Source organism: Pseudomonas sp. TE12234 (genome assembly GCF_054061835.1).
Genome location: NZ_JBSSEP010000027.1, coordinates 23,591 through 36,678 on the forward strand (window position 1 = coordinate 23,591; position 13,088 = coordinate 36,678).

Annotated in this window: 12 protein-coding genes; 7 read left to right on the forward strand and 5 right to left on the reverse strand. The window is 59.7% G+C overall.

The window, feature by feature from the left end:
* Nucleotides 1–2 precede the first annotated feature (2 nt).
* Nucleotides 3–3,731, reverse strand: coding sequence for a hypothetical protein (locus ACVWYU_RS28605; RefSeq protein WP_457374284.1), 3,729 nt, complete (start codon nucleotides 3,729–3,731; stop codon nucleotides 3–5).
* Nucleotides 3,728–3,883 carry a hypothetical protein gene (locus tag ACVWYU_RS28610; protein ID WP_457374285.1) on the reverse strand — a complete coding sequence of 52 codons (156 nt, stop codon included), beginning with the start codon at nucleotides 3,881–3,883 and terminating at the stop codon, nucleotides 3,728–3,730. Before ACVWYU_RS28610 ends, ACVWYU_RS28605 begins: the two co-directional genes overlap by 4 nt.
* Before the next feature lie 252 nt (nucleotides 3,884–4,135).
* Here ACVWYU_RS28610 and prfB point away from each other — a divergent pair.
* From prfB to ACVWYU_RS28645, 7 genes are all read left to right on the forward strand, one after another.
* Nucleotides 4,136–5,231, forward strand: a protein-coding gene (gene prfB, locus ACVWYU_RS28615) for a peptide chain release factor 2 (protein ID WP_103403637.1) whose coding sequence is annotated in 2 segments (ribosomal slippage) — nucleotides 4,136–4,207 and nucleotides 4,209–5,231 — 1,095 coding nt in all. Because the reading frame shifts where the segments join, the coding sequence is not laid out codon by codon here.
* A gap of 78 nt (nucleotides 5,232–5,309) precedes the next feature.
* Nucleotides 5,310–6,812, forward strand: a complete 1,503-nt coding sequence (lysS, locus tag ACVWYU_RS28620; protein WP_247258299.1) for a lysine--tRNA ligase — start codon at nucleotides 5,310–5,312, stop codon at nucleotides 6,810–6,812.
* A gap of 112 nt (nucleotides 6,813–6,924) precedes the next feature.
* Nucleotides 6,925–7,629, forward strand: a complete 705-nt coding sequence (locus ACVWYU_RS28625; RefSeq protein WP_090318336.1) for a TetR/AcrR family transcriptional regulator — start codon at nucleotides 6,925–6,927, stop codon at nucleotides 7,627–7,629.
* A gap of 53 nt (nucleotides 7,630–7,682) precedes the next feature.
* Complete coding sequence (locus ACVWYU_RS28630) at nucleotides 7,683–8,237, forward strand: hypothetical protein (RefSeq protein ID WP_457374286.1); 555 nt, start codon at nucleotides 7,683–7,685, stop codon at nucleotides 8,235–8,237.
* Nucleotides 8,238–8,268: 31 nt separating this feature from the next.
* On the forward strand, nucleotides 8,269–9,546 hold the full coding sequence (locus ACVWYU_RS28635; RefSeq protein WP_090316839.1) for a flavohemoglobin expression-modulating QEGLA motif protein: 1,278 nt from the start codon (nucleotides 8,269–8,271) through the stop codon (nucleotides 9,544–9,546).
* A 153-nt stretch (nucleotides 9,547–9,699) separates the two neighbouring features.
* Nucleotides 9,700–10,614 carry an alpha/beta hydrolase gene (locus tag ACVWYU_RS28640; RefSeq protein WP_247258301.1) on the forward strand — a complete coding sequence of 305 codons (915 nt, stop codon included), beginning with the start codon at nucleotides 9,700–9,702 and terminating at the stop codon, nucleotides 10,612–10,614.
* Nucleotides 10,611–10,940 (forward strand): hypothetical protein, encoded by a 330-nt coding sequence (locus ACVWYU_RS28645; RefSeq protein ID WP_090316845.1) that lies wholly within the window; start codon nucleotides 10,611–10,613, stop codon nucleotides 10,938–10,940. Before ACVWYU_RS28640 ends, ACVWYU_RS28645 begins: the two co-directional genes overlap by 4 nt.
* A 109-nt stretch (nucleotides 10,941–11,049) precedes the next feature.
* Here ACVWYU_RS28645 and ACVWYU_RS28650 read toward each other — a convergent pair whose 3' ends face one another.
* From ACVWYU_RS28650 to ACVWYU_RS28660, 3 genes are all read right to left on the reverse strand, one after another.
* Entirely contained in the window at nucleotides 11,050–11,847 is a 798-nt protein-coding gene (locus ACVWYU_RS28650) for an OmpA family protein (protein WP_090318342.1), read from the reverse strand.
* A gap of 60 nt (nucleotides 11,848–11,907) precedes the next feature.
* Nucleotides 11,908–12,321 (reverse strand): DUF4398 domain-containing protein, encoded by a 414-nt coding sequence (locus ACVWYU_RS28655; RefSeq protein WP_457374287.1) that lies wholly within the window; start codon nucleotides 12,319–12,321, stop codon nucleotides 11,908–11,910.
* Between the two features lie 311 nt (nucleotides 12,322–12,632).
* Complete coding sequence (locus ACVWYU_RS28660; protein WP_090316851.1) at nucleotides 12,633–12,977, reverse strand: pilin assembly protein; 345 nt, start codon at nucleotides 12,975–12,977, stop codon at nucleotides 12,633–12,635.
* Nucleotides 12,978–13,088 lie beyond the last annotated feature (111 nt).

The window sequence follows — 13,088 nt, forward strand, 5'->3', positions numbered from 1 at the left end:
TGTCAGCGCCTCGTGATCTTATTTGTCACTTCATCTGCCCAATAAAGTTCACCCTCACTGCCGAAGTCGGGTTTTATATGGGTGGCATCAAACGGCGTACCGTCCTTCGGGGGTGGTGCAGGAAAGTGCCAGCGTTGATGGTGCTGCTCCAGTACGCACTGAGCCCGGACTTGCCATTGATGGGCAATACCGGAGGAACCTGTTACCGGGTCGAAGGCGTAGCTCGCTGGCGTTTTGAAAAACAGTTCCAGACCCTGCGGCAGCAGCCGTTGGGCATTGGGTGGGACGAGGCGGCTATCGATCAACTTAGTGAACGGTACGGTTTCACTTTTGAGGCGGCCACCTTTGAGTTCAAAGGTATTAAGTCGACAGTGGGCATTGATGTTGAGCGTACCCAGGTTACCCATTAAGCCCGGCAAGTTACTTTCGATGCGAATGCAGGTATTGGACGAGATCACTGGAAAAGGTGTCCTGGCGCGAAAGTCATGTTTAGCGTTGGGGATGAATTGAGGGTTGGGGCCTATGCTGATGCGAATGTCGGCAAACAAACTGATCAGGTAATGGAAACCACGCTGCGGATCCAGCAGGTGCGCATTATCTGAATGAACTTGCGTGCCGAACGGGCCATTGACCAGCCATTCTTCGATGGGCTTGTTGCTCAGCCACCAGGCCAATCCGGCACCGATCACGATCAATATGAGTGCTGCCCAACCACCTGGCCCCAAACCAAGAAAGGTCACGCTACTGACGATCAAGTTACTGAGAGCGCTGATGGAACCGCCCGCAGCCATCATCAGATATCCCCACATTGCATCGTCGCCCCATTTTTGGGCATACCAAGCGTCGTACAAGCTAATGGATGTAAAGACAAATCCCGATATTATTTGTGAGATAAGTCGTCCGGTATATGTTCTGACAAAACGCGTGGCATAAGAACGGAAGATTTTTTTTGCAGTCTCATCGGAAATAGTAAACAGAACCTTTCGACCAGCCGCAAAAACAGACTGGGTAGCGGCGAGTTTTACCGTCAACATCTCTAGTGCTACAGCTAGATCAAGGCCAGCCCCAACAAACGATAGACCTATGCGTACTGAACCTTTTTCTCGAATTGTCCGCCCTCTGCCCTCCCACTCCACCCTCACATTCCAAACCTCCAACATCAAAACCCCCGCCGCAAACGGCAACGAGCCCAGCACGCGATGAACCCGGCTGTTAGCCGACTCGACATGCTCATCCACGCCCCGCTGCAACGGACTTTTCACGTACGCATCGCCCGTCGCCCGCGCCTCCACATCGGCTTTGTAAACCGCGTTTATCCGCTGATTCAGCACGCTGAGGTTGTTCGCCGTCGTATGCTTGAGCGGGATCGCCAGCAGTGTGTGATGGGTTTCGCGAAGGGCGTACGGGGTGTCGAGCACGTCGTCGTACACCTTCAGCGGTCGGCCCTGGGCATCCAGATACTCACCCATCCCCCGGTGTGGCCGCTGATCGCCGGACGGCACATCGGTCAGGCCAAAGACGTAGTAATGCTGCGGATCGGCGTCACGCCGCAGGATGAAGTGCGCGTCGCCGAAGGTCTTGGGCATCAGGCTGCGCAACAGCCCCACGCCCAGGCCGTGCAGATAGGTGCTGGCGGGCATGGCCTGGGCGGTGTGTGGCCCGGACGGTTTGTTCACCGCGCTGCTGGCGGTTTCCAGGGCGCCCGCGAGGTTTTCGTAGATGCCGATCAGGCTACCGGCGGCCGCTTTCGATTGCCCGGTGAGGGTGCTGTTCAGGCTGCCGCTGGCCAACAGGTCCTTGAGCAAGTGGCCGTCGAGGTGGTCGACCTGCGGGTAATAGGGCCCCGGGTGGCTTTCGAATGCGGCGAGGTCATCGGCGCGCAAATGACCATCGCCCTCGTTGAGGGTTGTCTGGCTGGGCGGCACGTAGGGTGCGGCCAGCGCCGCTTCATCGACGGCGGGCCAGAGCATCCGGTGTAGCGGGTGCGCCGGGTCGTGGGCGATGTCGTTGAGCAGGGTCTGCCCGGCGCTGGCCCGAGGACTGTAGAGGCTCACACCGGTCAGCGCGTTGGTGACGTCGCCGTTGCTGGCCAGCGGATCGAGTTGCGCGGGCACCGTGGCCAGGGCCGCGAACGTCTGGCTCACGGCAAACAGCGCGGCGAGGTAATCAAAGCCGTCCTGGCTCAAATGGTCGGCCAGGGTTTGCTGCGTGACCGGCTGCTGCAGGCACTCGGCCAGCAGCGCCTGGGCCATGTTCAGTTGTTGCCAGATCAGGGCGCGCTCGGCGCTGGCGGTGAAACGGTTGATGTCGCGGCGCCCGGCCTCCTTCACTTTGTGGAAACAGGCATGCAGCGGGTTCTTCTGGCCACTGATGTTGGCCGGCACGATCAGTTGCTGGACCATCACCGCGCTGGCGTGGTGGGGATAAAGGCTGGCGCGCTCGGCATACAGCGCCAGCAATTGCTGTTGCTGCCGGATCTGCGCAAGCAGGTGCCGCAAGCGGTAACGCGGGTCCTCCAGCAGCACGCCGCACACGCGCCGTCGGCGGGCGGCCTCCAGCACATCGACGACGGCGGGCTGGGGTTGCCACAGGTCCGCTTCATCGTCTGGCGGGGTCTTGCCGTGCAAGTGCTGCAACAGCGTGGCCAGGCAGTCGGCCCAGGCGCTGCTTTCGAAGGTGGCGGGCACATCAGGCATGGCGCCCTGCTCCCACTGAGCCAGGCAGCGCCTGGCTTCGAATTTGCGCTGAGCGGCGAACTGCCCGGACAGATCGCATACGTAACGCCCCGGATGCTCCAGCATGTATTCGAACCCGCTCTGGCGAGCCCGTTGCGGGGCGATCAGGTGGAGCGGAAAGGCACGCCCGGCCAGGTTGCGCCAGGTGACGCTGGCTTTCGTCGCGCTGTCGGACGCCCGGGCATCCCACGCATTGAAACGACCGAAAGCCTCGAGCATCGCCTGCCCATCGGGCTGCTGGTCGAAAAGTCGTTCGAACGTCTGACTGTCGCACGGCAACGTGGGGCTCTGGCAGCGCCGGGCGCGTAAAACCGGGTCCTCCTCCAGGCGCTTGACGCGGACAGCACTGAGCTGGATCTCGCTGAAACACAGCTGCACCGCTTCGGCCGGTTGCCGGTTCCAGGTGGCGGGCAGCCAGATGTCGCTGAGTGCGACGCCCCTGGCCAGTCGGTAGTCGTCGCACAGATCCTGGCCTTCGCGAAACATCGACACGTCAATGTCGTGATAAGTCGTGCGTTCGCCGTCCTGCCGCACTTCCAGTTCACGCCACAGGCGCCCGCGGTAAAACACATAGACAAAGCCGCTGCGGCACAGGACCGGCGTACCGAGGTCGTGGCGGCTGCGCGTACCGGGCAGCGCGACCAACGGCACGACGGGGACGATCTGATTCCACTGCGCTTCCAGTTGACGCGGGGTAATCCGCAGGTCCTCCAGCAACGGCAGGCGAATGGGCGCTCCATGGGTCGTGGCAATCTCCAGCCATAACTGATGCTCAAACCGGGCGTACCAGTTCCACGCAAACACTTCGCTGTGGACGCTGAATAAACGCTCCGTTTCGCACTCCATCTCATCGGTCAGGGCCTGCAGCGGTTCAAGGCCCGACCGATCGAAGAGCACCAGTCGCTGGTCCCTGGAATGGCCGGTGCCGATCACCTGGACAATCAGCTTGTCGGGCTCGCAGCAAGGGCCGGCGGACAATCTTCCCAGGCGCCTCATGGCCGGGCCTGCGTGCAGTGGGTGCTGCGTTTCAGATCAAGACGCGAAGGTCGGCGGATGGCTTCCTTGTCGGTGGGCTCAAGGACTTGCGGGTCGTGGTTGACCCCCTGTTTGTTCTGGATAAAAGAGGCGGGGGCGGCAGGGCTGAACATCACACATCCCTTGTGCTGATTTAGAAGGGCGGGACTGTGAATGAGAGAATGCGGGATTAATGCAGGGCGGCTCGGTTTCTTGTGTGGGAAGCGTGTTTTTGTTGTGTGGGATTTTTCGTTTTGGTTTTTTCTCCCTTTGAAGCCGCCGAAACTCAATTGGACGGTATTCCGTCCGCCAGGCGGGCTGCGGTGACGGCTTGATTACGTTATACTCGCCGGCTTTCAAAAGTTCGCCAACGAGTGCTGCCCGCCATGGAAATCAACCCGATCCTTAACACCATCAAGGACCTGTCCGAGCGCTCCGAAACCATTCGGGGGTATCTTTGACTACGATCAAAAGCATGAGCGTCTGACCGAGGTCAATCGCGAGCTTGAAGATCCGAATGTCTGGAACAAACCTGAGTACGCCCAGGAACTGGGCCGCGAGCGCTCTGCGCTGGCCCAGATCGTCGAAACCCTGGACGAGCTGAACGCCGGTCTGGCCGATTGCCGCGACCTACTGGACATGGCTGTCGAAGAAAACGACGAAGGCGCGGTGGGCGATGTGGTCGCCGAGCTGGCCCGTCTCGAGGAAAACCTCGCCAAGCTTGAATTCCGCCGCATGTTCAGCCACGAAATGGACCCGAACAATGCCTACCTGGACATCCAGGCCGGCTCCGGCGGCACCGAAGCCCAGGACTGGGCCAACATCCTGTTGCGCATGTACCTGCGCTGGGCCGACAAACGCGGTTTCGACGCCACCATCATGGAGTTGTCCGCCGGCGAAGTCGCCGGGATCAAGGGCGCTACCGTGCACATCAAGGGCGAATACGCCTTTGGCTGGCTGCGTACCGAGATCGGCGTACACCGTCTGGTGCGCAAGAGCCCGTTCGACTCCGGCAACCGTCGCCACACCTCGTTCTCTGCGGTGTTCGTTTCCCCCGAGATCGATGACAAGGTGGAAATCGAGATCAACCCGGCAGACCTGCGGATCGATACCTATCGTTCCTCCGGTGCCGGTGGTCAGCACGTAAACACCACCGACTCGGCCGTACGTATCACCCACGTACCGACCAACACCGTGGTCAGCTGCCAGAACGAACGTTCCCAGCACGCCAACAAGGACACCGCGATGAAAATGCTGCGGGCCAAGTTGTACGAGCAGGAAATGCAGAAACGCAACGCGGCCTCCCAGGCCCTGGAAGACACCAAGTCCGATATCGGCTGGGGTCACCAGATTCGTTCGTACGTGCTGGATGCCTCGCGGATCAAGGATCTGCGCACCAACATCGAACGCAGCGACTGCGACAAGGTGCTCGATGGCGACATCGACGAATACCTGGAAGCCAGCCTGAAATCCGGCCTGTAACCCTTTTTTAGGAGCCGGCGTGCCGGCGCTCCCCGACCGCAGGTCGGGGACAACGAACCTGATGGAAAATTTAAAGACATGAGCGACCTAGAACTCGACCCGCAAGCCCTGCAACAGGAAGAAAACTCCCTGATCGCCCTGCGCAAGGAAAAGCTTGCTGCCGAGCGCGCCAAGGGCAATGCCTTCCCGAACGACTTCCGCCGCGAAAACTACTGCGATGCCTTGCAGAAGCAGTACGCGGACAAGACCAAGGAAGAGCTGGCAGAGGCTGCGATTCCGGTCAAGGTTGCCGGTCGTATCATGCTCAACCGTGGCTCGTTCATGGTGATCCAGGACATGACCGGGCGCATCCAGGTCTACGTCAACCGCAAGACCCTGTCCGAAGAAACCCTGGCCTCGGTGAAAACCTGGGACATGGGCGACATCATTGCCGCCGAAGGTACCCTGGCCCGCTCCGGCAAAGGCGACCTGTACGTCGAAATGACCAGCGTGCGCCTGCTGACCAAATCCCTGCGCCCGCTGCCGGACAAGCACCACGGCCTGACCGACACCGAGCAACGCTACCGTCAGCGTTATGTTGACCTGATCGTCAACGAGGACGTGCGCCAGACTTTCCGCGTGCGTTCGCAAGTCATCGCCCACATCCGCAGCTTCCTGATGAAGCGTGACTTCCTGGAAGTGGAAACGCCGATGCTGCAAACCATTCCGGGCGGCGCGGCAGCCAAACCGTTCGAAACCCACCACAACGCGCTGGACATGGAAATGTTCCTGCGTATCGCGCCTGAGCTGTACCTCAAGCGTCTGGTGGTCGGTGGTTTTGAAAAAGTGTTCGAGATCAACCGCAACTTCCGTAACGAAGGCGTTTCGACTCGTCACAACCCTGAATTCACCATGTTGGAGTTCTACCAGGCCTACGCCGACTACGAAGACAACATGGACCTGACCGAAGAACTGTTCCGTGAACTGGCGCAGCTGGTTCTGGGCAGCACCGACGTGCCGTACGGCGACAAGGTGTTCCACTTCGGCGAGCCGTTCGTGCGTCTGTCGGTGTTCGACTCGATCCTCAAGTACAACCCTGAGCTGACCGCTGACGATCTGAACGACATCGACAAGGCCCGCGACATCGCCAGGAAGGCCGGCGCCAAGGTGCTGGGCTTCGAAGGCCTGGGCAAGCTGCAGGTGATGATTTTCGAAGAGCTGGTCGAGCACAAGCTGGAACAGCCGCACTTCATCACCCAGTACCCGTTCGAAGTGTCGCCGCTGGCTCGTCGTAACGACGAAAACCCGAACGTCACCGACCGTTTCGAGCTGTTCATTGGCGGCCGTGAAATCGCTAACGCCTACTCCGAGTTGAACGACGCGGAAGACCAGGCCGAACGCTTCATGGCGCAGGTGGCCGACAAGGACGCCGGCGACGACGAAGCCATGCACTACGACGCCGACTTCGTTCGCGCGCTGGAGTACGGCATGCCGCCAACAGCGGGTGAAGGTATCGGCATCGACCGTCTGGTGATGCTGCTGACCAACTCACCGTCGATCCGCGACGTGATCCTGTTCCCGCACATGCGGCCGCAAGCGTAAGTGTTTTAATTTAAAAGCCGCCTTTTCAGGCGGTTTTTTATTGCCTGTCTGGTACAAACGTATCAAATGGTTACTTTTGAAGTGAGAGAGGAATCCTGTCGTGAACGGTGCAATGGCTCAAGAAGGTGCAGCGGGTGTCGCCACTGCGGTCGCTGAAAGTGTTCAGTACCAGGGCCGCAAGGCCAGCCGACAGGGCAGCGAACAGCGTCGACAGGAGATACTCGATGCTGCAATGCGCATTGTCGTGCGCGATGGCGTGCGGGCCGTGCGCCACCGCGCAGTGGCTGCCGAGGCCAATGTGCCGTTGTCGGCGACCACCTACTACTTCAAGGACATCGATGACCTGCTCACCGATACCTTCGCTCAATACGTTGAACGCAGCGCAGCCTACATGGCCAAGTTGTGGGTGAATAACGAAGGCCTGCTGCGCGAAATGGTCGACAGTGGCGATGGCAGCCCAGAGGCCCGTTCGAAGCTGGCGGACGATATCGCACGGCTGATGGCGGACTATGTGCACCGGCAACTGCTCACCCGTCGCGAACATCTGATGGCCGAACAGGCATTCCGCCAGGAAGCGCTGTTGAACCCGCGCCTGGCCGAGTTGGTGCGCTCGCACCAGCAGATTCTCCTGCAGGGCTCCTGCCAGCTGTTTCAGGTATTGGGTTCGCGCGAGCCGCAACAGGATGCCAAAGTGTTGACGGCTATCATCGGACGGATGGAATATCAGGGCCTGCTCAACGACGCCGAACCGGTGGCCGAAGAGGAAATGCTCGGCATCCTGACGCGCTACATGCATTTGGTATTGGCGTCGGTGTAATAACTGTAGGAGCGAGCTTGCTGGGTGCGGAGTCCGTTCATAGGGAGTGTTGAATGAAAGCCTGGCATGTCGCAGTGATCGCCCTGTCGTTCCTGCTGCTCAGTGGCTGCCTGGTGACCTTCAAGGAGCCGCTGCCCACGAGCGAACCCGCGCCCAAAGGGTTGCTCGGCAAATGGACCAGCACCAACGCCTGGGGTGAGCCGCTGAATCTGGAGCTGACGCGCATCGGTGATAACCAGTACCAGGCGATCAGCTACTTTCGCGCCAGACCCAAGGAGCGCGAAGCCTATCCTTTCACGGTGTCGCGACATGGCAGTCGCTGGTATCTGTCGGCGAAGGTGCCAGCGCAGTTCGGCGGGCATTTCACCATCGCCGGCTTCGAACTGACCGACAAACATGAACTGGTTGTCTACAACCTCGACCTCGAGCAAATCAATCAGGCATTGCAGCAGAAGGCCCTGAGCGGCGATGGCTTTCAAACGGCTGAAGGCGATGGCGTGTTGATCAACAGCAAGATGGACCAGGTGTCCGCCTACCTCGATGACCCGGCCAATTCCGATGTGTTCGTCGAGGTGGTGCGTTATCAGCGCCAGGCCAAGGCCAAATAAACCCACATAACGCTTTCAACAGGAGTTTCGGGTGGACGAATACCAGCAGTCGATACGCATTTTGTCCGATCGCATTGTGCTGGCGCAGACGCCGATCCGCGTCCTCGATGCGGTCAAGTGGGACGACAACATCCGCAAGGGTTTCCTCAAGGCCAAGGGCAAGGAAATGCCGGCGGTGGACCGCGACTACTACCTGAACCGGCCGCTGTCCTTCGACTCCAGCAAAGTGAAGCTGGAGTTCCAGAACATCGAGCGCGACATCACCCGCCAGCTCGGCCAGTTCAACCCGGTCGGCCAGATCATGCGGCGCATGTGCAAGGAATACCGGATGGTGGTGCGCATGCTTGAAGCGCGCGGCACCGAGGATTTCGGCCTGATTTCCCAGGAGTTGTACGGCGCCGCGTCCGACGCGTTCCACGCCGGTGACCCGACCCTGTCCGACCTGGGGCTGATGCTCTCCGATTACCTGAACAACATCGATGGCCGTGGCGACCTCAAGGATGAACCGAAGACGCTGACGGCCAAGGATGCGGTGGAAATGCTGCAGCATCGCTTGAACAAGGTGTTCGGCGAGGCCGAGGAAACCATTCGGGTGTTCGAGTCCGACGGTATCGTCGCCGATGCGGCGGCCGGTGCCGACTACATCAAGATCCGCGCCGATGCGATGTTCAACCAGCGCGATGTGCGCGCCCTGGAAGTCCACGAAGGACTGGTGCACGTCGGCACCACGCTCAATGGCCTGAACCAGCCGATCTGCACCTTCCTGGCCAAGGGCCCGCCCTCGTCGACGGTGACCCAGGAAGGCCTGGCGATCCTGATGGAAATCATCACCTTCGCCTCCTATCCGAGTCGCCTGCGCAAACTGACCAACCGTACCCGCGCCATTCACATGGTGGAGGAGGGTGCCGACTTCCTGCAGGTGTTCGAGTTTTTCCGCGAGCAGGGTTTCGAAATGGCGGAAAGCTACAGCAACACCAGTCGCGTTTTTCGAGGTTCGGTGCCGACAGGTCTGCCATTTACCAAAGACTTGTCCTACCTCAAGGGCTTCATCATGATTTACAACTACATTCAGTTGGCCGTGCGCAAAGGCAAACTGGAGCAGATACCGCTGCTATTTTGCGGCAAGACTACGCTGGAAGACATGCGCACGCTGCGGCAGTTGGTGGATGAAGGGCTGGTGGTACCGCCGAAGTACCTGCCGGAGCAGTTCCGCGACATGAATGCGTTGTCGGCGTGGATGTGCTTCTCCAACTTCCTCAATCACCTGAGCCTGGACCGGATCGAGGCGGATTACTCCAACATCCTGTAGCGGTAAGCCATGGACCATTGTGGGAGCGAGCCTGCTCGCGATAGCGGTTTTACATTCAACCTCAATGTTGACTGATGCACCGCCATCGCGAGCAGGCTCGCTTCCACAGGGGTCGGTGTTCGGCCTTCTTCTTTTCTTGCGAGGTTTCAACGGATGAGAATCCTCGGCGTCATCTGCCTGCTCCTGGCCCTGAGCGGTTGCAGCTCGCTGCTGTTCTACCCCGAACCCGGCCAGTTGTTCACCCCGGAAAAAGCCAGGCTCGAATACCGCGACGTCACCCTGACCACTGCCGACGGCCTGCGCCTGCATGCCTGGTGGTTGCCGGCGAAAAAGGGGGTAGAGGTCAAGGGCACGGTGCTGCACCTGCACGGCAATGGCGGAAACCTGCCCATGCATCTGGGCGGCAGCTATTGGTTGCCGGAAAAGGGTTACCAAGTGTTGCTGGTGGACTATCGCGGTTATGGCCTGTCCGAAGGCGAGCCGAGCCTGCCGGAGATCTATCTGGACATCGACGCGGCATTCGCCTGGCTGGACCAGGCGCCGGAGGTCAAGGGCAAGCCGGTGATCCTCCTCGGGCAAAGCCTCGGCGGCTCGATGGCCGTGCATTACCTGGCTCTGCACCCGGAGCGGCAGAAACAACTCAAGGCGTTCGTGCTCGACGGCGTGCCCGCCAGTTACCGCAGTGTCGGCCGATATGCCCTGAGCAACTCATGGCTGACCTGGGCGTTTCAGGTGCCGTTGTCGTGGCTGGTGCCGGACGGCGACAGTGCAATCAACTCGATGGGCAAGATCAATGGCGTGCCGAAACTGATCTTCCACAGCATCGACGACCCGCTCGTGCCTCTTTCCAACGGCATCCGTCTGTATCAAGCTGCGCCGCCGCCGCGCGTGCTGCAACTGACCCGCGGGGGGCACGTGCAGACGTTCGCCGATCCGGTCTGGCGCAAGGTCATGCTGCGTTTTCTTGATGACCCGCAGCATTTCAACGGTCTGCGCCGCCTGGGTGAGATCCCCAATTACCCGGCGCCCGAACATTCTGAAGATGAACCACCAGAGAGTCCGCAATGAGTGAAGAACGTAACGCCATCCCGCTGATCATCACCGGTATTTGCAGCATCCTCGGCACTGTGGGTGCCCTGTGGTGGTACGGCTACCTGCACTTCGCCAAGCCTGAGGATGCGTTGCTGCTCAACGAATTCACCATGCTCAAGACCGTGCCGGGCGAGGACTATAAAGTCTCCCTGGAACCGGCCGCCCAAGTGGCGCAGTGCATCGATGGCGTGCTGGTGCTGTTCGACACTGAACAGAAAGGCTTGACCGGGGTGCTGATCGACAGCAAGAAAAAAGCCGTGCGTTGCATGGGGCAGGAAACGCCGCAGCAACTGCAACCCTGAACAAAAACCTGACGTGGGAGCGAGCCTGCTCGCGATGGCGGCGTGACAGTCAACACAGATGTTGAATGTCCAGGCCTCATCGCGAGCAGGCTCGCTGCCACTGTGGTTTTTATTGGGTGTTGGCACTCACCGCCGACCGTGGAATCACCGGTTGGTTATCGTTGGAAATCGTCACTTCCACCCGACGATTCTGTGCCCTTCCCGACACGCTGGTGTTGTCCGCCACCGGGTATTCCTTGCCATAACCCTGGGCGACGATGCGGGTCGGGTCGACGCCCATTTTCACCAGTGCCATGCGCACGGAGTTGGCGCGACGTTCTGACAGCGACTGGTTGTGCGACGCCGTACCGGTGCTGTCGGTGTAGCCTTCGACGATGACCTTGCGGTCGGGGTTTTCCTGGAGGTACTGCGCCAGTTTGTTGATGTTCATCAGACCGTTGGATTTCAGCTCGGCCTTGTCGGTGGCAAACAGCACGTCACCGAAGGTCACCAGCGTGCCGCGATCGGTTTGCCTGGCGTTGAGGCTGTCCTGCAATTGCTTGATCTGCTGGTCACGGGCATCCAGGCGGGCCTGGGCACGTTGCGCAGAAGCGTTTTTAAGGTTGGCTTCCGCCGTACGCAGGGCGATGGTCTGTTTCGCCACTTCGACACGCTGGTTGGTCAGATAGGCCAGTTGATCGACTTTGGCCGGGTCTTCCTTATCCAGATAGGCCTTGTCGGCCTTGTCCAGATAATCACTGGCATCCTTGGTTTCCAGCGCTGCGACTTTGCTCGCCTGCGGGTTGGCCTGCAGGCCGGAATAGTTGGTGCGGGCCTGTTCAAGATTGGCGTTGGGCGGTGTCGAGCACGCTGCCAGGGCAATACTGGCGGCCAGCAGGGCAGGGATCATCAATTGTTTGGAATTCATGCATTTGGAAATCATGGTTTCGTCCTTTTAGTCGAGTAAGAAATACGTCGTGCCGCGCCGTTACTGAACGGTGCGCTGGCTTTCCTGACGCAGTTCCTGAACCCCTTGGCGAGCATCCTTCAGCGCTTGTTCGGCTTTCATCGCCTGGGCTTTGCGTTCGGCCACGCGAGCATCCCATTCGGCTTGCTCGGCCAGGGTTTTCGCTTGCTCGTACTTCTTGTCGTGCATGGCGATTTCGGCTTGTTTGAGCTTGTCTTGCGCAGACTTCATTTCCACCGCCGCGAATTCAGTCCCGCCGGCGCTGACAGCGTTATTGACCGCTGACTCGGTGACGGCGAATTGTTCGGTGGGCGGGTGACCGGCGCAACCGGCCAGTACGAGACTGCCGCCGAGGGCGAGGGCTGCCATTTTCAGGCCATGCAGAGGGGTGGATGAGGATTTGCCAGTACCTGTTTTCATGATCTTCAACTCCATTGGACTAACTCCTGAACAACAAAAAAATCCATCCTGGGCAAAGGAGCCGCGAGCTACGGTTTCGAGGGGATTTGATACGGCCGTCCCAGGCATGGTTACTGGGTTGACCCAAGGGGTTTTTCGAAAGTTCAGAGAAATTAATCAGGCGTGAGGTCTGGCGCTTGCAGGAGCGAGCTTGCTCCGGGCGGCGTTCCGACGATGGATTTCGACGCGCCGCGTTACTCAGGTATCACGCGTTTTCGTCGACGACCATCGTCGGAACGCCGCCCGGAGCTGGCTCGCTCCTACAAGGGGATCATTCGGTGGGAAAATCAGTGTTTTTGCTTGTCGTTGCCTGCTGACAAGTCATGCAAGTGCCGGCGGGACAAGGCGAGAAAGCGAGGGGTCGGGCCGATGTCCTCATACAGTGGATCACCTTCTTCGTCAGTGGCCACCACGGTCGAGCCTTTCACATAGGGAAAGCTTTTTTCCAGTTCTTCCAGCGCGGCGCCGATCAGTTCACCGAGCAGCTCCTCGGGTTGCCGTTTGGGGTACATCTCGGTAATGGCCGCCAGGCGTGCGGCGGCTTCCACGTCCAGATGAATCGTGTAGCCCGTCTTGGTCAGGCGACCCTTGGCATTTTCTTCCCAATGCTGGGCCAGTTCGCGGATTTTCATAATGACCTCATTGCGCTCCTGCTCGTGGCAGGCCGGGTGAGTGTCCGGCATTAACCGGTGACAGCCGTTGTACGGCTCATAGTTCAGACTAGCCTTAACGCCCAAGGTTTA

Bases quoted from the DNA above. Each gene is read 5' to 3' on its own strand.
- ACVWYU_RS28605 (WP_457374284.1), bottom strand. From the start codon at position 3,731: ATGAGGCGCCTGGGAAGATTGTCCGCCGGCCCTTGCTGCGAGCCCGAC.
- ACVWYU_RS28610 (WP_457374285.1), bottom strand. From the start codon at position 3,883: ATGTTCAGCCCTGCCGCCCCCGCCTCTTTTATCCAGAACAAACAGGGG.
- lysS (WP_247258299.1), top strand. From the start codon at position 5,310: ATGAGCGACCTAGAACTCGACCCGCAAGCCCTGCAACAGGAAGAAAAC.
- ACVWYU_RS28625 (WP_090318336.1), top strand. From the start codon at position 6,925: ATGGCTCAAGAAGGTGCAGCGGGTGTCGCCACTGCGGTCGCTGAAAGT.
- ACVWYU_RS28630 (WP_457374286.1), top strand. From the start codon at position 7,683: ATGAAAGCCTGGCATGTCGCAGTGATCGCCCTGTCGTTCCTGCTGCTC.
- ACVWYU_RS28640 (WP_247258301.1), top strand. From the start codon at position 9,700: ATGAGAATCCTCGGCGTCATCTGCCTGCTCCTGGCCCTGAGCGGTTGC.
- ACVWYU_RS28645 (WP_090316845.1), top strand. From the start codon at position 10,611: ATGAGTGAAGAACGTAACGCCATCCCGCTGATCATCACCGGTATTTGC.
- ACVWYU_RS28650 (WP_090318342.1), bottom strand. From the start codon at position 11,847: ATGAATTCCAAACAATTGATGATCCCTGCCCTGCTGGCCGCCAGTATT.
- ACVWYU_RS28655 (WP_457374287.1), bottom strand. From the start codon at position 12,321: ATGGAGTTGAAGATCATGAAAACAGGTACTGGCAAATCCTCATCCACC.
- ACVWYU_RS28660 (WP_090316851.1), bottom strand. From the start codon at position 12,977: ATGAAAATCCGCGAACTGGCCCAGCATTGGGAAGAAAATGCCAAGGGT.